At 53.2% G+C, this 16650-nt stretch carries 17 protein-coding genes; 14 read left to right on the top strand and 3 right to left on the bottom strand.

Annotation, left to right across the window (positions count from 1 at the left end):
• The 10 genes from ACT3R4_RS15360 to ACT3R4_RS15315 form a co-directional block, all read left to right on the top strand.
• Window positions 1–554: hypothetical protein (locus ACT3R4_RS15360; protein ID WP_496201870.1), on the top strand; the 554-nt coding region annotated here is incomplete at its 5' end.
• 209 nt (window positions 555–763) lie between these two features.
• Window positions 764–1477 carry a hypothetical protein gene (locus ACT3R4_RS15355; RefSeq protein WP_441678097.1) on the top strand — a complete coding sequence of 238 codons (714 nt, stop codon included), beginning with the start codon at window positions 764–766 and terminating at the stop codon, window positions 1475–1477.
• Complete coding sequence (locus tag ACT3R4_RS15350; RefSeq protein ID WP_441678099.1) at window positions 1470–1637, top strand: hypothetical protein; 168 nt, start codon at window positions 1470–1472, stop codon at window positions 1635–1637. The genes ACT3R4_RS15355 and ACT3R4_RS15350 overlap by 8 nt, the downstream gene beginning before the upstream one ends.
• Window positions 1638–1693: 56 nt before the next feature.
• Window positions 1694–2602, top strand: a complete 909-nt coding sequence (locus tag ACT3R4_RS15345; RefSeq protein ID WP_441678101.1) for a hypothetical protein — start codon at window positions 1694–1696, stop codon at window positions 2600–2602.
• Window positions 2603–2629: 27 nt separating this feature from the next.
• Window positions 2630–2782, top strand: a complete 153-nt coding sequence (locus ACT3R4_RS15340; protein ID WP_441678103.1) for a hypothetical protein — start codon at window positions 2630–2632, stop codon at window positions 2780–2782.
• Between the two features lie 351 nt (window positions 2783–3133).
• Window positions 3134–4129 carry a hypothetical protein gene (locus ACT3R4_RS15335; RefSeq protein ID WP_441678104.1) on the top strand — a complete coding sequence of 332 codons (996 nt, stop codon included), beginning with the start codon at window positions 3134–3136 and terminating at the stop codon, window positions 4127–4129.
• Between the two features lie 234 nt (window positions 4130–4363).
• The gene (locus tag ACT3R4_RS15330; RefSeq protein ID WP_441678106.1) at window positions 4364–5389 is read left to right on the top strand and encodes an amino acid ABC transporter substrate-binding protein; all 1026 of its coding nucleotides are present in this window, start codon (window positions 4364–4366) and stop codon (window positions 5387–5389) included.
• Window positions 5390–5477: 88 nt separating this feature from the next.
• Entirely contained in the window at window positions 5478–6668 is a 1191-nt protein-coding gene (locus tag ACT3R4_RS15325) for an amino acid ABC transporter permease (protein WP_441678108.1), read from the top strand.
• Window positions 6669–6688: 20 nt separating this feature from the next.
• The gene (locus tag ACT3R4_RS15320) at window positions 6689–7789 is read left to right on the top strand and encodes an amino acid ABC transporter permease (protein ID WP_441678110.1); all 1101 of its coding nucleotides are present in this window, start codon (window positions 6689–6691) and stop codon (window positions 7787–7789) included.
• 99 nt (window positions 7790–7888) lie between these two features.
• On the top strand, window positions 7889–8617 hold the full coding sequence (locus ACT3R4_RS15315; protein WP_441678128.1) for an amino acid ABC transporter ATP-binding protein: 729 nt from the start codon (window positions 7889–7891) through the stop codon (window positions 8615–8617).
• A 21-nt stretch (window positions 8618–8638) separates the two neighbouring features.
• On the opposite strand, the gene ACT3R4_RS15310 is transcribed toward ACT3R4_RS15315, so the two are convergent.
• Entirely contained in the window at window positions 8639–9235 is a 597-nt protein-coding gene (locus tag ACT3R4_RS15310) for a histidine phosphatase family protein (protein WP_441678112.1), read from the bottom strand.
• A 175-nt stretch (window positions 9236–9410) separates the two neighbouring features.
• Between ACT3R4_RS15310 and ACT3R4_RS15305 the strand changes: the two genes are divergently transcribed.
• From ACT3R4_RS15305 to ACT3R4_RS15295, 3 genes are all read left to right on the top strand, one after another.
• Entirely contained in the window at window positions 9411–9842 is a 432-nt protein-coding gene (locus ACT3R4_RS15305; RefSeq protein ID WP_441678114.1) for a host attachment protein, read from the top strand.
• A 123-nt stretch (window positions 9843–9965) separates the two neighbouring features.
• Window positions 9966–11837: a methyl-accepting chemotaxis protein gene (locus ACT3R4_RS15300; protein WP_441678116.1), complete on the top strand. Its 1872-nt coding sequence runs from the start codon at window positions 9966–9968 to the stop codon at window positions 11835–11837.
• 50 nt (window positions 11838–11887) lie between these two features.
• The gene (locus ACT3R4_RS15295) at window positions 11888–13999 is read left to right on the top strand and encodes a methyl-accepting chemotaxis protein (RefSeq protein WP_441678118.1); all 2112 of its coding nucleotides are present in this window, start codon (window positions 11888–11890) and stop codon (window positions 13997–13999) included.
• Window positions 14000–14183: 184 nt separating this feature from the next.
• Here the strand turns inward: ACT3R4_RS15295 and ACT3R4_RS15290 are convergent, their stop codons facing one another.
• Window positions 14184–15110, bottom strand: coding sequence for a LysR family transcriptional regulator (locus ACT3R4_RS15290; protein ID WP_087110560.1), 927 nt, complete (start codon window positions 15108–15110; stop codon window positions 14184–14186).
• Window positions 15111–15276: 166 nt separating this feature from the next.
• On the opposite strand from ACT3R4_RS15290, the gene ACT3R4_RS15285 reads away from it, so the two are divergent.
• Window positions 15277–16053 (top strand): ferredoxin--NADP reductase, encoded by a 777-nt coding sequence (locus ACT3R4_RS15285; RefSeq protein WP_087110558.1) that lies wholly within the window; start codon window positions 15277–15279, stop codon window positions 16051–16053.
• Between the two features lie 148 nt (window positions 16054–16201).
• Here ACT3R4_RS15285 and glnK read toward each other — a convergent pair whose 3' ends face one another.
• Window positions 16202–16540, bottom strand: a complete 339-nt coding sequence (gene glnK / locus ACT3R4_RS15280; RefSeq protein WP_027337179.1) for a P-II family nitrogen regulator — start codon at window positions 16538–16540, stop codon at window positions 16202–16204.
• Window positions 16541–16650 lie beyond the last annotated feature (110 nt).

Raw genomic sequence — 16650 nt, 5'->3', positions numbered from 1 at the left:
AAGCTGATGCACTGCTCCAGCCAATCGTTCGGGACTTTCATCTTCACCGGGCAAAATATGATGCTGAAGTACCTGACACCGATGATCCCGAACTACTGGAAAGAGCAAAACAAGCCACCTCATTTGTCAGCGGCAGAGGTAGCAACCCCTTTAGCAGCCTATCCCAAGATCAACTAGCATTGGTTATTTATGATGATAGCGGCACGTTTACTGCCAATGAGCGACGGGCGGCTTGGCTAGAGGGACGTGCACAAGAAACCGCATGGAAACAGGCGGTTGTTGCTCGAGGCCAGCTGGAGTACAGCCAAACTGGCAAGATGACCGAATTTTTCAAAGAAGTGCTGGGGAATTACAACGAGCTGCCACCTATCATGCAGGCGCAGTATCCCGATTTCTATGCACCACGCCTTGAACACCTGATCGAGATGGACTTCAACTTTATAACCCATCGCGCCGAAGGCAAAGGGGCACCTGAAGATATTTTTGACATACTGATGTCAAGTGAAGACTTCGCCAACCTTGGTAAACGCTTTGCAAACTCAACGATTAGTTGAAAAGAGATAATAGTAAATGCGAGGCAAGCCACACGAGCCTTCATGCCCATGCCTACCGGTAAATATAGATATCGGATTGAAGATAATACAGTGCGAAATTGGTCTATGACTGGGAGTATTCCTACTATTAGCTTTTTTCCTATCCGATGAGCCTTAAGTTATTAATGAAAAGCACCAAACAGATATACTGTTAACCTAGGAAAACAACCATGATCTCAAATACATCGGCTGTTGCCTCAATGCTCAGCAATTTGAATGCGAGCATGAGTCGTGGAACGTTGCTTGACCCTGCAAGATATGAAAACTTCACCATCAAGGTAGGTGAAAAAACAGGGGGTGAAGGTTTACTGGGCGGCGTGCTTAGCCAAAAAGATTATGACACTTTCATGGATATCGTGAAGGATCTCAACGTCAAGGATGCCAGTATTAGCGAGATGTCGACCATGAGTCGTCGCTTGCGTGAGGCTGGCTTAGAGACTCCACAGGGAGTGATTGGTACAAGCCTTGGGCCAGCGGAGTTCTCCTCTCCAATCGGAGGCAATGAAATCAACCGCGATGTTAAGTACAACCAACTTGAGTATCAGCGGCAAACACTACCCAAATATGCTGATTTACCTGCAACGCGGCATATCGCGATTGGCGCAATGAAGCTGGTGGCAGCTATCGCTAATGCATCCCCCATCACCGGCGAAACTGTCTCTTCCCAAGTCTTTGCACAACAGGATTTGGATAGAGCCGTTGCAAAGGGGGATAGCCAAAGCTTTCATGTCGAACTTTCTGAACTTGCCAAGCAACTGTCAGGGCGGGAAGAGAAAGAGATTAAGCTGCCCGAAGAGCTGAAACTGGCCCTTCTTCTTCAAGAATTGGAAGATGCCGAAAAAGCCAAGCGGATTAGTGATAATAATGAGATAGACAATGTTTGAAGAAGCTAACCCGCCCAATTCATCTGGAACAATTAATAACTTCAATAACCGGCGATTTGGCAATGGTGTTAAAGTAACTATTTCTCATCAAGTTAATGGTGGAAGAAATGTTATACAACTTGCAGACAAAATTATAGCTAGCTTCCATTATGCTTATTAAGAACTCATACCAGTCTCCCCGAATACGGAGAGGTTGCATGCCAGAGAGATTGAACGATGAAAGTCGAAGGCCCGATTTCTACATACAATCAAGGAGCTAAGCAAGTATCCGACACCCAGGATGGTATCGGTGTCGTTAAGCGTACCAATGACGTTAGGATGCCCCAGCCTAGCGAAAGCACTAGCGTCTCCCTAAGTGGAAAAGCCTTATTATTGTCACGGCTTTTTCTTACTGAAGACATCACCAGTGAGCCATCTGTACTATCTGGCTCTAAAGGTATGAATGAATACGGGATGATGCTCCCTCATAACTTCCTGACTCAGGATGATCGAAATCTACTGGCAGACATGTATGAGTTTTCTCAGGAACAAGGGGCAGATTTAAAGCACGTGGATCGGCTAGCCTGGGATATCGGACTATATCGCCAACGTAATAATGGCGAAGCGGTAGCAAATTTTAACGATGGCCGTAGCTATGATCTCGAAGGCCGAGTGCGAACCGCCAGCTTTACCGATGAAGATGCGGCTACTGTAGAACACATTCAAAGCAGCGGCGACATTAGCTCTACAAGGTTAGACAAAGGTTTTCTGAATTACATTCTGGATCCTGGCTATGGCTTTACTCACAGCAGTGACTTTGAGTTCCTTGAGCAAATGGTTTCTAGATTTTCAACTAATGGTAACGACACCACCCCACTCGACCCTAAGTTCTCTACCTTTGTGTATAAGGCAAATAACTACGTAATACATACCACGGATGAGCCAGCAGCTGATTTTGTTCGAAATACGTCTAATGCTGAGGAAGAGGCTTCACGCGAAGCACTCGTAGCCGATGCCAAAGCACTCCCTCAGCAGCTTAATAAAAGCCTGCTTGAGGCTTTTATTGGCAAGAACGATGAAAAACCCACAGAACGTAGCTTTATAATGAAAATGTTTGATTGGCTGAAACCACCGGCGAATAAATAACTGTAACTACTGACTATTGAATAGCTTATGAAGGAAACGGTTGAGAAAGAATGGAAGGCAACGGAGATATTGCAGAAGCGCGTTTTAAAACCAGGCCTGCCATCGATTACAGTAAATGAGCGAGCAGCAGCTACCTATGTGCAACGTTCACAGGCGCTAGTATTGGATGCGGAAAATTAAAATAAAATTAGCGGTAGCCAATAAAAAATGACAATATTTACTTAACTTTATAGCTTGCCTGCCGATGCTTTGTGTAGGCATCAAGAAATAGTCGACGTCTTGATCGCTCAACGAGCCGTTTAGTATTGGTGAAAGAAAAATGCTTTGGAAAACCAACGCAACGTGTTTTACCGCGCTAAAGCAGCTCCAATAGAGTGGGAGGCGGCCCTAGTTGCATGGATAGGCTGAGTAACGAGAAGTGGTCCGAGCCTTACCGATACACCGCAACCTTTACGGTCTACTGATCATTGACTGCCCTCGGCCCGGTAAAGCCGAGGGTGCTATTCGTCTATTTATAAGTGGAGACAAATCGTGAAAACATACTCTTATGCCCATGCTAGCAGCCTCTTGAACGTTAATGATCATTATAATGAAAAGGTGCTAGGGCGCGGTACCATGAGCGGCCACTATATAATTAATGGGAGCTATACTGGTTTGCAGGCCGGTGACTCCCCTCTGCTAAAGGGTTCATCCGGGATGGACGGCAGCCTTTCCCTGGCGCGGAGTGACGAAAAAAGCGCCGTGGTCAACCTCTCTTCCATGGCGATGGAGATGTCGAAGATCCTCTCGAAGGAAAATGCAGCAACCGCCTCTCCCGCCGCATTTGACGCTTTCCTGGAAGAAATACATGGGCAACTTCAGGAAATGGTCGGGCAGGAAGCGGGCAAGGTAGCGGAGGTACTGCTGGAGCGCCCGGACAGCTTCGACAAAACCCGGCTTTCTATCGCCGAGCAGGCGGCCAACCACTTGATGTCGAAATTTTATAATAGCGACGAGCCGTACCCGCAAGCATCTTCCGAAAACCCTTTTGCCGAACTGGATAGGCACTCCCTTTCCAAAATAGCCTTTGATGACTCTGGAGACTTTACTTCAGCAGAGCGCCATTTAGCATTTCTACAGATGACGGAAAACGATACTCACTTCAGAAACCAAGCGCATGAATTGTACAGCGACACATATGCTGCGGAAGGTGACTACGGGGGGGGGCTGACTCGCATGGCTAGGCAGGTCGACGCTAAATTGATCTCTGGCATGACAGAGGCGGAGAGAGCCTGGCGCGGCGTATCGGCTGCTTACGAAGAGACTATGCTACCCCAAGCAGCTAATGGGAATCTTGCTGAATTACCGGCCTATACGAATGGCGTTAAAACATCGCCGGACAGTGTTTTCGTCGTCATGGGCGATGAAGACGGGGGCGTGTTGCGCAGTATCGATATCCAAACGCTGATCAAAAACGAAGAAGAAGGCATGAGTCTGTTAAAGATGGCGCTGCGTAATCTTGAGCAGAAAGACTCGCAAGAGCGTTAGTAAGATAAAACAGCCACCATCTATAAAAAAGTAAACAAATAACATGGCGCGCACCAAAACGGGGCGCGCAGTAACCACTTCTTATTTTTTGCACCTAAACTTTCGTAGAAGCAGAATCATTTTGCGTTGAAAAGCGCTGAATTTGGCGTTGTACCCATGTTGGCATCTTCCTTGCTAGCTTTATATGTCATGCCTTTGCATGCATAACAATATTAATCGAGGAAGGGAATTACCATGTTGAACAAGAAACACTGGGTATTACTGGCCTCTGCAGGCGCCATCACACTGACAGGCGCCACTAACGCTAACGCAGCAACACTTGAAGAAACCATTGAACGTGGAGCCGTGCAGTGTGGCGTCAGCGACGGTTTGCCAGGCTTTTCAGCACCCGATGGTGATGGCAACTGGCAAGGGCTGGATGTCGATGTTTGCCGTGCGGTCGCCGCTGCCGTGCTGGGTGATGCGGATGCCGTCAACTACATCTCTCTCAACGCCGTTGAGCGTTTCACTGCGCTGCAGTCTGGCGAAGTCGATTTGCTTTCTCGTAACACGACCTGGACCACCACCCGCGATACCACGCTGGGCCTGAACTTCGCAGGCGTCAACTTCTATGACGGTATCGGCTTTATGGTTAGCCGTGACCTGGGCATCGGCGGTGCTGATGAGCTGGACGGTGCGGCGATCTGTATCCAAACGGGCACCACCACCGAACTTAACGTGGCCGATTACTTCCGCGCCAACGATATGGAATTTGATCCTATCGTATTTGATACCTCAGAGCAGACCGTGGGCGGCTTCCAGGCTGGCCGCTGTGACGTTCTAACCTCGGACACTTCTCAGTTGGCGGCGCTGCGCATTCAGTTAGATGATCCGGATGGCGCCGTTATTCTGCCCGACATCATTTCCAAGGAGCCGCTGGGCCCGGTGGTTCGCCAGGGCGATGACACCTGGTTCAACATCGTGAAATGGTCACTGTTTGCCATGCTCAATGCTGAAGAGTACGGCGTAACCAGCGAAAACGTAGAGGAAATGACCGGCTCCGAAAACCCCGACATCGCCCGCCTGCTTGGCCAGGACGGTAACTACGGTGAAGGCATGGGGCTTGATGCGGATTGGGCTTACAACATTATTAGCCAAGTGGGTAACTACGCCGAAAGCTTTGAGCGCAACGTCGGCATGGACTCGCCGCTTGAGATTGAACGCGGTGCCAACGCGTTATGGAACCAGGGTGGTTTCCAGTACGCACCGCCGATTCGCTAAGCGTCTCGCTTGACCCGGCCCGTCGCGCTTAGCAAATAAGTGCAGGCGGGCCATTTGATTGACCTTCCGTGTAGCGGAGACGCCACCCATGTCCGTAAGACCAAACACTCGCCCCGCTGGCCACAAGCCACCGTTTTGGCGAGACCGTGCCAAGCGCGCGCTTGTGTTCCAGCTGCTTTTAACGGCAGCCGTTATCGTTTTTTTGCTATATATCGTCGGCAATACTCAGGACAACCTATCCGCCCGGGGTATCACCACCGGTTTTGGCTTTTTAAATAACACCGCAGGCTTTGGTATCGTACAAAGCCTGATTGATTACTCCTCTCAGGATACTTACGGCCGCACCTTTTTGGTGGGCTTGCTCAATACGCTATTGGTCGGCGCTTTTGGAGTGGTGGCCGCGACGCTGATTGGCTTTATTGTCGGCATTGCTCGCCTGTCGCCCAACTGGCTACTGGCACGCCTGGCCACCGCCTATATCGAAACTTTCCGCAATATCCCGTTACTGCTACAGATTTTTTTCTGGTACTTCGCCGTGCTGCGCACGCTACCCAGTGCAAGGGACAGCCTCTCGTTTGGCGAGGTTATTTTTCTTAACGTGCGCGGTCTGTATCTGCCTGAGCCGCTTTTTGAGTCAGGCTTTGGGATGATTCCAGCGACCTTTATCGTCGCGATTATCGCCAGTATTGCGCTGTGTGTCTGGAACAAGCGCCGCCAAGAGGCAACCGGTAAGCGAGTCCCTGCCGGGTGGATATCGCTTGCGCTGATTCTGGGTCTGCCACTGCTGATTACGGTCGCCACCGGCGTACCGATCACCTGGGATATTCCGGAACTGCGCGGTTTCAACTTCCGCGGTGGCTTTACCGTGATCCCGGAATTTCTGGCTTTGTGGCTAGCGCTCTCCATCTATACCGCCGCGTTCATTGCTGAAATTGTTCGTTCGGGCATTCAGGCCATTTCCCACGGCCAGACTGAAGCCGCCCAAGCGCTGAGCCTGCCGCGTAACCTGGTGTTGCGCCTGGTAGTCATTCCACAGGCACTGCGGGTCATTATCCCACCACTCACCAGCCAGTACCTGAACCTGATCAAGAACTCTTCGCTTGCCACGGCCATCGGCTACCCCGACCTGGTATCCGTATTTGCGGGCACCACGCTTAATCAAACGGGGCAGGCCATTGAGGTGATCGCCATGACCATGGCGGTGTATCTGACGATCAGCCTGCTGGTTTCCATGTTCATGAACTGGTTCAACGCCCGCGTAGCGTTGGTTGAGCGCTAGGCGCCGGTGAGGATAGCTTTATGATTCATAACCAAACAATGATTGACCAGCGGCCTGCCCCCAGCAATACCTTGGGGCCCGTGGCCTGGCTGCGCACCAACCTGTTCAGCAGCCCGCTCAATACGCTGTTTACGCTGGTGGGGCTGTACGTTCTGTATCTGCTCTTGGTACCGACCATTCAGTGGGCGTTCATCAACGCCGACTGGGTAGGCACCACCCGGGATGACTGCTCGCGAGAGGGCGCCTGTTGGGTGTTCGTTAATGCGCGCTTTACGCAGTTCATCTACGGGCTTTACCCGCGTACCGAAATCTGGCGCGCCAATATTGTGTTTGGCGGCTTTTTTACCCTGATCGCCTGGCTTGCCATTCCACGCCTGCCGTTCAAGCGCTGGGTGGCCGTGTTTGCCTTGGTGGGCTTTCCCATCGCGGCCTACGTGCTTCTTCATGGCGGCTACTTTGACCTGCCACGCGTGCCCACCCACCGCTGGGGCGGTTTGATGCTGACCCTGCTGCTGGCGTCGGTGGGCATGATAGGGGCGCTGCCGATTGGCATCGTACTGGCTCTGGGGCGGCGATCTAACATGCCCATCGTGAAGAGCTTCTGCGTCATCTTCATCGAGTTCTGGCGCGGTGTACCGTTGATTACCGTGCTGTTCATGGCCTCGGTGATGCTGCCGCTGTTTCTGCCCTCTGATATTAGCGTTGACCGCTTGGTGCGGGCGCTGATTGGCCTAACGCTGTTTCAAAGTGCCTACATGGCCGAGGTCATTCGTGGCGGTCTTCAGGCGATCCCCAAGGGCCAGGAGGAAGCCGCCGCGGCACTGGGCATGACCTACTGGAAGCGCATGGGCCTGATCGTTCTTCCCCAAGCGCTGAAGATGATGATTCCAGGCATCGTGAATACGTTTATCTCGCTGTTCAAGGACACCACGCTGGTTATGATCATCGGGCTGTTTGATCTGCTGGGGATTGTGCAGGCGGCGCTTTCCGACTCGAACTGGCTGGGCTTTTCGCTGGAAGGCTACGTGTTTGCCGCCTTTGTGTTCTGGATCTTCTGTTTCAGCATGTCGCGCTATAGCCAGTACCTGGAGCGCAAGCTGAACACCGGCCACAAACGCTAACGCCGCTTTTTCCCAAAAGAATTTGAGCAGGATATAACCATGACACAAGCAGCCACCAACCTCTCTGGCAACAGCATGTCTAACAGTACGTCGGACCTGATGGTCGAAATGCACGGCGTTAACAAGTGGTACGGCGACTTTCACGTACTGCGCGATATTGATTTTGAAGTAAAACGCGGCGAGCGTATCGTTATCTGCGGCCCATCCGGTTCGGGCAAGTCAACGCTGATTCGCTGCATTAATCACCTGGAAGAGCACCAACAGGGCGATATCGTGGTCGGCGGGGTGCCGCTGACCCAGGACGTCAAGCGCATCGAGCAGATACGCCGCAGCGTGGGCATGGTGTTTCAGCACTTCAACCTGTTCCCGCACCTGACAGTGCTGGAAAACTGCTGCATCGCGCCCATGTGGGTGCAGAAGAAGCCGCGCCGGGAAGCTGAAGAGCAGGCCATGCGTTATCTGGAACGCGTACGCATTGCCGAGCAAGCGAAAAAGTACCCCGGCCAGCTTTCCGGTGGTCAGCAACAGCGCGTGGCGATTGCTCGCTCGCTGTGCATGCACCCGGATGTAATGCTGTTTGATGAGCCTACCTCAGCCCTCGACCCCGAGATGATCAAGGAGGTGCTGGACGTCATGGTTGAACTTGCCGAAGAGGGCATGACCATGCTGTGCGTAACGCATGAGATGGGCTTTGCCAAGACCGTCGCCGACCGGGTGATCTTCATGGACCAGGGGCAGATCATTGAAGAGAACGCACCCGAGCCGTTCTTTAACAACCCGCAGTCCGAGCGCACCCAGCTGTTCCTGAGCCAGATTCTGGGGCACTAAGGCATACGGGGGAGGCGCGATCTAAGGCGCGCCCACTTGGGTAATGCTGGCAGGTAACAGAGCAGGCTGCTCACGGTGTTGGGTGAGCGGCCTGCCTTGCAAGGCGGTCAGCAGTATTTGTAGCGGGTCGCCGTGACTAACCACAAGGATGGTTTCTCCCTCGCGCTGCTGCTCCCACTCGTCTATCACCTTCCTCATACGTGCGGCCACGGCGCTCACCGCCTCTACCTGGTGCGCAGTATGGTCAGCCTTCTGGGCATCCAGCGCCCACACTTCCGGATAACGCTCGTCCGAGCCGCCCTCCAACTCACCGAAGAAGCGCTCTCTGAGGCGCTTGTCGGGCGTCATCGTAAGCTGAAAGGCCTTGGCCACGCGGGCGGCGGTTTGAGTAGTGCGCAAAAAATCAGAATGCACCACCTGTGTGGGTACAGGCCAGACCCACCCGTTCACCGCACTCAACAACTGATGCTCGCCGATGGTAGAAAGTCCAAATGCTTCAACACCCCGCTCGGGGCTGCTAATAATCAACGCGTCCTGATTTGCCTGGCTATGGCCGTGGCGCATCAACAGGTAGCGATTACGCCAATGGCTGGGGGCGCAAAGAGAAGTCGTTGGCATAACCTTGTCACAAGCCTCGAAAAACGGATGATTTAACATACCATCGGCATCATACAAGAACGAGATGACAACTTGCCGATGATTGGCGGGACCATTTCAACGGTGCCTGGTTGACCGAATGCCAAACGCTTGCCATGGTTAATACATTCCTAAACGGCATGGAGGACGTTAACCGATGACAACCTATATTGTGGTAGCGGATGCCGCTCGAGCACGCATTTTTACTCGTGACTCTCTTCACCTGAAGGAAAAAGAGAGCCTGGTGCATGCTGAAGGGCGCCTGCATGAGGGTGACTTGATTACTGACAGTGCAGGTGCGGATGTGCATGAATCCATGTCATCTGGCTCGCGCTCGTCTGCCGAAGGGGGGACAGCGCTAAAGCACGAAAACGAGCTGTTTGCCAAAGAAGTGACTCAATGCCTGTATAACGCCCGCGTCAATAACAGTATGGAAAAGCTGATTCTGGTCGCACCGCCCAAGTTTTTGGGTCTACTGCGCGAAAAGCTGGATGCGCCAACTCAAAAACTGGTAACGCACACGCTGTCCAAGGATTTGAGTAAAGCGTCCATTAACGACATTCAGGAGGCGGTTAGCGATATGCGGTAAGTAATTCCCGGCAATTGTGGGATTTCTACTAAAGTAGTGGTCGCTTTTGCCGATAAGCTAACAATTATCAATGTTGTATGCCGCTATGCAGCATACGTCAGCTTATCGACAAAGAGAGCGACCATGTTTTCCTCCCTTCGAGCACGTATTCTTCTGGCTGCCTTGACGGCTATTATTATCGCGCTGGTTATCAACGGCATCGCCAGTTATATGACCGTGAAACATAATAATAATCAGCAAATTACAAATAACCTTAATGCAGTAGTTAAAGGCAATACACAAGCACTTAATGAATGGGTTAGTTCTCGTAGCGGCATGGTATCAGCGCTTTCCGACGCGATAAGCAGTGATGATCCTCTACCGGCGCTGCGTCAGCTGGAAGCATCGGGTGGCTTTATGGCTACCTATATGGCCTTTCCCAATACGCCCACCGCGATTTTTTCAGATGGCTGGCAACCGCCAAGTGATTACGATCCTCGCCAACGCCCTTGGTATCAGCAAGCCGAGAAAGCAGGCAAAACGGTCATAACGCCGCCTTATCTGGATATGATCAGTGGCGAGCTGGTCGTTTCCTTTATCCACCCTTATTACGAGAATAATCGCTTTTTGGGGGTTGTAGGTGCAGATATCAGTATCAATGATGTTGTGGACATTGTGGCCAACATATCACCAACGCCTGCAAGCTTCGGTTTCCTGGTCACCCAGGATGGCACTATTGTGGCCCATCCAGACCGGGAAATGGCCCTTCAGCCTGCCACTACCCTCAGTGATCAGTTAAACATATCCTACCTGCATGAGCTTGCCGCGGCGCCAAGTCCAAAGCCGCTGGTTCTAAACGCTAACGATAAACTGTTGATGAGCCGAGAAGTCGGTAGTAGCAGCGACTGGCAACTCATTGTCGCTCTGGATGAATACGAAGCCACCGCAGGACTACGCGCCATTGCCACCTCTTCCCTCATTATTCTGGTGGTGGTCGCGGTCTTAACAGCCCTCGCTTTTGGTTTGCTGCTGTCGTTACTGCTGCGCCGACTGTTAGTTGTGCGTAACGCTATGGACAACATTGCCTCTGGTGAAGGGGACCTGACCCAACGCCTGCCTGAAGAAGGCAATGATGAAGTCACCCAAATTGCCCGCTATTTCAATCGCTTCGTCGCCAAAATGGACGACGTAATGCTGACCATTCGCGATAGCAGCCAGTCGGTACAGACTGCCGCCAATGAAATTTCCATGGGCGGGCAGGATCTGTCTCGCCGCACCGACAATGCCGCATCCAGCCTGCAACAAAGCTCGGCATCTATTGAAGAGATTACCAGCACCATTGAACACACTGCAGAGGCTGCACAACAGGCCAACCAGCTTTCGATGAATGCCTCTGAAGTGGCCAACAAAGGCGGTCAAGTAGTTGATCAGGTAGTGGCCACCATGGGCGACATCTCGGCAGCGTCGCATAAAATCAGTGATATTGTGTCACTGATGGACGGCATTGCTTTCCAGACCAACTTGCTAGCCCTGAATGCCTCCGTTGAAGCAGCCCGTGCCGGAGAACATGGCCGAGGCTTTGCGGTCGTGGCGGATGAAGTTCGTAAGCTTGCGCAGCGCAGCAGCGATGCGTCCAGCGACATCAGAACGCTGATTGATACCTCACACCAGACGGTCACCAATGGCACCGAACTCGTTCAAAGCGCCGGCGCCACCATGCGTGACATTGTGGAGAGTATTACCCGTGTCACCGATGTGTTGGGTGAGATTGGTGCCGCCACACGCGAGCAGAGCGACGGCATCCATCAGGTCAATATCGCGGTGGCTGAGCTTGATCGCATGACCCAACAAAACGCCGCGATGGTGGAAGAGTCCACTACCGCTGCCGAGCATCTAAAAGAGCAGTCACTCCGCCTTGCCGATGTCGTTGGCGGTTTCACCCTATCAAACGGTTCAGCATCCCAACATGGTCGGCTTATACCGCCCTCTCCCACCCTCGCGTCACGCCATAGTTAATCACGCCATAGCTAATCACGGCATAACCAAGTACTGAGAGCAATAAAAACATGAACTTCAAGTCAGTCCGTACGTTAATTACCCTCCTGGTAGGCGGCTGTATCCTGCTGGTGGTGGCGGCATTGGTGGTCTATTCACTGGTTGCCAATGAGCGCTCTCAGGCGCTGGTAGAAGACCAAACCAAAGAGCTGCTTGAGCGCAACATTGAAGAGCGCCTAACGGCGGTCGCCTCAGCACAGGCCGAGCGTATTCAGGGTCAGTTTGAAAAAACCCTCAAGATTGCCGAAAGCCTGGCCGCCACCAATGCCATGTTGGGCCAGTTGGATGACAACGGCCGACCGGCACTGAACCTCAGCCGCCGCGAAATGTCGCTGCTGGTACGCCAAACGGTGATCACCAATCCCGAAATATTGGATGCCTATATCGGCTGGGAGCCAAACGCCTTTGGTCTGGACGCGCGTTTTGCCGGGCGCGAGGGACTTGGCTATGGTGACGATGGGCGCTTCCGCCCTTGGTGGTATCGCACCGATAACGGTGATTTAGCCGCGCTTCCGTTAAGCGACGCTATGGAGAGTGAGGCTATTCAGGCAAGCGGCGTGCGCAGCGGCGAGTACTATCTATGCCCGCGTGAAACGCTAGCCCCCTGTATCGTTGACCCGGCGCAGTTCGATTACGACGGCAAGCTCACGTTGGTCACCTCGTTCAATGCCCCTATCGTTGTTGATGGAGAGTTTCGTGGCGTTGCAGGCGTTGATTATACGGTCGACTTTATTCAGTCGATACTTAACGAGGCCAACCAAACGCTATACAACGGCGCGGGCGAAATAGCACTTATCGCCTCACAGGGAGGCGTCACGGCCTACACCGGCGATGCCTCCTTGGTTGGAAAATCAGCAAACGAAGCCTTTACCCCCTCCCTACAGGCACATATTCGCAGCGCCCAACAGGGCGACGTGGTCCGTAACGTTGACCAAGCGCAGGGAATGATCGAACTCTATTGGCCCTTTACCATCGGCGGTACTGAAGCGCCCTGGGTATTGATGCTTCGCTTACCTGAGCAAGCCGTGTTTGCTGGCTTAAACAACATGCAGGAGCAGATGCATGAGCAACGCACGGCCTCCATGTTGAGCATGCTGGGCATGGGCCTTGTCATCGCGTTTCTGGGCTTGCTGGCCAGTTGGGTGTTGGGCAGCAGCATTTCTCGCCCGCTGCGAACCCTCGCCGAGCGTATGCGTGACATTGCCTCAGGCGATGGCGACTTAACCCAACGCCTACCAGTGCGTGGACGCAATGAAAGCGCCGAACTTGCCATTCAGTTCAACGCCTTTGCGGTCAAGATCCACGATGTACTGGTGGATGTACGCGCCAGCAGTGAATCCGTTCACCATGCCGCCAGTGAGATTACCCAGGGCGGCCAGGACCTTTCACGGCGCACCGACCAGGCCGCGGCCAGCTTGCAACAAACGTCCTCGGCCATGGAGCAGATCAGCAGCACCGTCGGCCATACCTCCAGTGCCTCCCAGGAAGCCAGCGGGCTTTCTCAAACAGCCTCACAGCTGGCCTCGCGAACCAATTCGGCATTTGAGCAGGTGGTGGTCACAATGGATGACATTCGCACTACCTCGGCTGAAATTCAGGAAATCGTAACCGTGATTGACGGCATCGCCTTTCAGACCAACCTGCTGGCCTTGAACGCGTCGGTAGAAGCGGCGCGTGCGGGTGAACATGGCCGTGGGTTTGCGGTGGTCGCCGATGAAGTCCGCAAACTGGCGTCTCGCAGTAGCGACGCCGCCGCGGATATCCGCCAGCGCATTGATGCCTCAACGGGCAAGGTGGAAAGTGGCACCCAACTGGTCAAGGGTGCTGAAACGGCCATGCATGAGCTGGCGGACAGTGTCACACGCGTCACCCAAATGCTGGCCGAGATAAGCACCGCGGCAAGCGAGCAGAGCGACGGCATCAGCCAGGTCAGCATCGCCGTGACCGACCTGGACCAGATGACCCAGCAAAACGCGGCGCTGGTGGAAGAGTCCACCACGGCTGCCGAGCAGCTCAAGGATCAAGCGGAGCGGCTCTCGGCATTAGTCGGTGGCTTTACGCTTGAAGCCAGCAACGCTTCTTCTCGGCATCAGTTGCCGCCTCCACCCTCTTCGCCCTACTAACCCATCAGCAGCGGCGATAGGTTGTTATATCGCCGCTGCTGTCAGCGACATACGTATCTCAATGCTTATCTGCCGGGGCTTTATATCGGAGCCCCAGCAGTATCATATTGCAGCATTACCCTGCTTGGACTGGCGTGTATCGTCCCTCAAACCCAACCAACAAGCTGCCATCTTAATCAAGACATTAAGGCACTGGCGGCAGCTCAATATCGTCACTGCGTTTAGCGCCTGCGGTCATTTCACGACACAGGCGCAGGAACTCACGCACGCCCGTGGTGAGGTATTTATGGCGGTGCCAGATAAAGGTGAACTGACGCTTTAAATCCAACTCCGGCGTGGGAAGCGGTACCAGGCTTCCCCGCCGGAAGGCATCGCGTAGCGCTAGCCGCGAGACACAACCGATGCCAAGCCCCGACTCTACCGCCCGCTTAATCCCTTCCGTATGCTCCAGCTCCAGCAACGTATTAAACCGGCTGCGCCGGTGGCGTGCGGCGTGCTCTAGTGTCATGCGGGTGCCTGACCCCTCTTCACGCATGATCCAGTCTTCGCGCAGCAGCTGTTCAAGTTCGAGGTGCTCTTTTCCCGCCAGTGGGTGGCGCGGCGAGCAGAAAACACACAGCTCATCCTCAACCCAAGGCTGGCTGATGATCATTTCGTCATCGCACTGGCCTTCGATCAGACCCAGGTCCAGTGAGTGCTGGCGCACGCCCTCAATAATATGGCGCGTATTACGTACCGAAAGGCGCACCCGGCTGCCTGGGTAACGCTGCATAAAATCACTGATCAGAAGCGTTGCCAGGTAGTTGCCAATGGTTAGTGTGGCCCCCACGTCCAGCGCCCCAACGCCTTGCTGGCCACGAAGAAGCTCTTCGATCTCCTCGCCGCGATCAAGCAACGCTACCGCCTTGGGCAACAGTTGAAAGCCCAGCGCATTTAATTTTAACCGCTTTCCCATGCGGTCAAGCAGTTGGCAGTCGAACTGGCGCTCAAGCTCGGCAAGCGCCGTGCTGGTAGCCGATTGAGACATGGCCAGCGCACGCGCCGCTTGCGAGACGCTCTCGTGCTGAGCAACCGCGACAAAGACTTCCAATTGCCGAAGGGTATAGTGCATACAGGGCCTATATCGATTTTAAAGATAAGTGTTATCAATATAATTCGCTTAACAGATATACCACCTTTACTTAGAATTGATGACAACATATTTCATGATTTTTTATTCTTTTAAAGAATATAGATGCTGTGATTTCCTGCCAGCATCGCTATAGGGAGACATTGGTATGAGTAAGTTTGCTCTGGAAGAAGTTCTCAGCGTTCACCACTGGAACGATACCCTGTTTAGCTTCCGCACTACGCGCGAGCGCAGCCTGCGTTTTAAAACCGGCCAGTTTGTCATGATCGGTCTGGAAGTGAACGGCAAACCACTGATGCGTGCTTACTCCATCGCCAGCCCGAACTATGAAGATCACCTTGAGTTTTTCAGCATCAAGGTGCCCGATGGCCCGCTGACCTCACGCTTGCAGCATCTGAAAGTAGGCGATCAAATCATGGTCAGCCGTAAGCCGACCGGTACGCTGGTGTGCGACGACCTGCTGCCGGGCCGCAACCTGTATATGCTCTCGACCGGAACGGGCCTTGCACCGTTTATGAGCCTGATTCAGGACCCGGAAGTCTATGAGCGCTATGAGAAAGTCGTGCTGGTACACGGTGTGCGTGAAGTGTCTGAGCTGGCCTACGCTGATTTTATTACCAAAGAGCTGCCTGCCCACGAGTATCTGGGCGAAGATATTACCAATAAGCTGGTCTATTACCCCACGGTAACCCGTGAAGAGTTCCATACCATGGGCCGCTTAACCGACCATATCCGCAGCGGTAAAATTTTCGAGGATACCGGCCTTCCGCCGATCGACCCGCGCCAGGACCGCGCCATGATTTGTGGCAGCCCTGCGATGCTGGATGACACCAGCGCACTGCTGGATGAGCTGGGGCTAAATATCTCACCGCGCATGGGTGAACCTGGTGACTACGTGATTGAGCGTGCGTTTGTTGAGAAGTGATGGATTGGTGAGTCGTGAAGAGCGAGGTGTGAATAGTCGAACCTGATCGCTGCCCTCTCATACGTCACTCGCTGATAAAAAGCCCTGCGGAGATACTCCGCAGGGCTTTGATTCATGACTTACCCTTCACTGCTCACCCTTCACCCGCTTAAACCGCGTCTTTACCCGTTTCGCCGGTACGGATACGAATAACCTGCTCAAGCGGCATCACAAAGATTTTACCATCGCCGATTTTACCCGTGTTGGCGACCTGGGTAATCGCATCAATTACCTGCTCAACCATATCGTCATCGACAGCGACTTCCAGCTTCACTTTGGGCAGGAAATCCACCACGTACTCAGCTCCACGATAAAGCTCCGTGTGGCCCTTTTGACGACCAAACCCTTTTACTTCTGTGACAGTAATGCCCTGCACGCCGATATCGGAGAGCGATTCGCGTACGTCATCAAGCTTAAACGGCTTGATAATGGCTGAGATCAATTTCATTGAGACATCCTCTAGCTTGGTGGCCATTGTCTTGTCTATTGGGTGCGGCGAAAGCCAGCCACCTCTGGTGCTAAGCATACACCGCTACAGGCGGAGAATAAAAAGGCCTT

The organism is Halomonas sp. AOP7-E1-9, from assembly GCF_052376035.1.
In the GTDB taxonomy this organism is placed as follows: Bacteria; Pseudomonadota; Gammaproteobacteria; order Pseudomonadales; family Halomonadaceae; genus Vreelandella; species Vreelandella citrativorans.
Note: the sequence above shows the minus strand (reverse complement) of the source record. Positions and strands in the feature narration are given on the sequence as shown.

Excerpts from the sequence above, each read along its gene's own strand:
- ACT3R4_RS15320 (WP_441678110.1), top strand. The coding sequence starts at position 6,689 with ATGATTCATAACCAAACAATGATTGACCAGCGGCCTGCCCCCAGCAAT.
- ACT3R4_RS15300 (WP_441678116.1), top strand. The coding sequence starts at position 9,966 with ATGTTTTCCTCCCTTCGAGCACGTATTCTTCTGGCTGCCTTGACGGCT.
- ACT3R4_RS15330 (WP_441678106.1), top strand. The coding sequence starts at position 4,364 with ATGTTGAACAAGAAACACTGGGTATTACTGGCCTCTGCAGGCGCCATC.
- ACT3R4_RS15290 (WP_087110560.1), bottom strand. The coding sequence starts at position 15,110 with ATGCACTATACCCTTCGGCAATTGGAAGTCTTTGTCGCGGTTGCTCAG.
- ACT3R4_RS15355 (WP_441678097.1), top strand. The coding sequence starts at position 764 with ATGATCTCAAATACATCGGCTGTTGCCTCAATGCTCAGCAATTTGAAT.
- ACT3R4_RS15295 (WP_441678118.1), top strand. The coding sequence starts at position 11,888 with ATGAACTTCAAGTCAGTCCGTACGTTAATTACCCTCCTGGTAGGCGGC.
- ACT3R4_RS15315 (WP_441678128.1), top strand. The coding sequence starts at position 7,889 with ATGGTCGAAATGCACGGCGTTAACAAGTGGTACGGCGACTTTCACGTA.
- ACT3R4_RS15345 (WP_441678101.1), top strand. The coding sequence starts at position 1,694 with ATGAAAGTCGAAGGCCCGATTTCTACATACAATCAAGGAGCTAAGCAA.
- ACT3R4_RS15310 (WP_441678112.1), bottom strand. The coding sequence starts at position 9,235 with ATGCCAACGACTTCTCTTTGCGCCCCCAGCCATTGGCGTAATCGCTAC.
- glnK (WP_027337179.1), bottom strand. The coding sequence starts at position 16,540 with ATGAAATTGATCTCAGCCATTATCAAGCCGTTTAAGCTTGATGACGTA.
- ACT3R4_RS15285 (WP_087110558.1), top strand. The coding sequence starts at position 15,277 with ATGAGTAAGTTTGCTCTGGAAGAAGTTCTCAGCGTTCACCACTGGAAC.
- ACT3R4_RS15340 (WP_441678103.1), top strand. The coding sequence starts at position 2,630 with ATGAAGGAAACGGTTGAGAAAGAATGGAAGGCAACGGAGATATTGCAG.
- ACT3R4_RS15305 (WP_441678114.1), top strand. The coding sequence starts at position 9,411 with ATGACAACCTATATTGTGGTAGCGGATGCCGCTCGAGCACGCATTTTT.
- ACT3R4_RS15325 (WP_441678108.1), top strand. The coding sequence starts at position 5,478 with ATGTCCGTAAGACCAAACACTCGCCCCGCTGGCCACAAGCCACCGTTT.
- ACT3R4_RS15350 (WP_441678099.1), top strand. The coding sequence starts at position 1,470 with ATGTTTGAAGAAGCTAACCCGCCCAATTCATCTGGAACAATTAATAAC.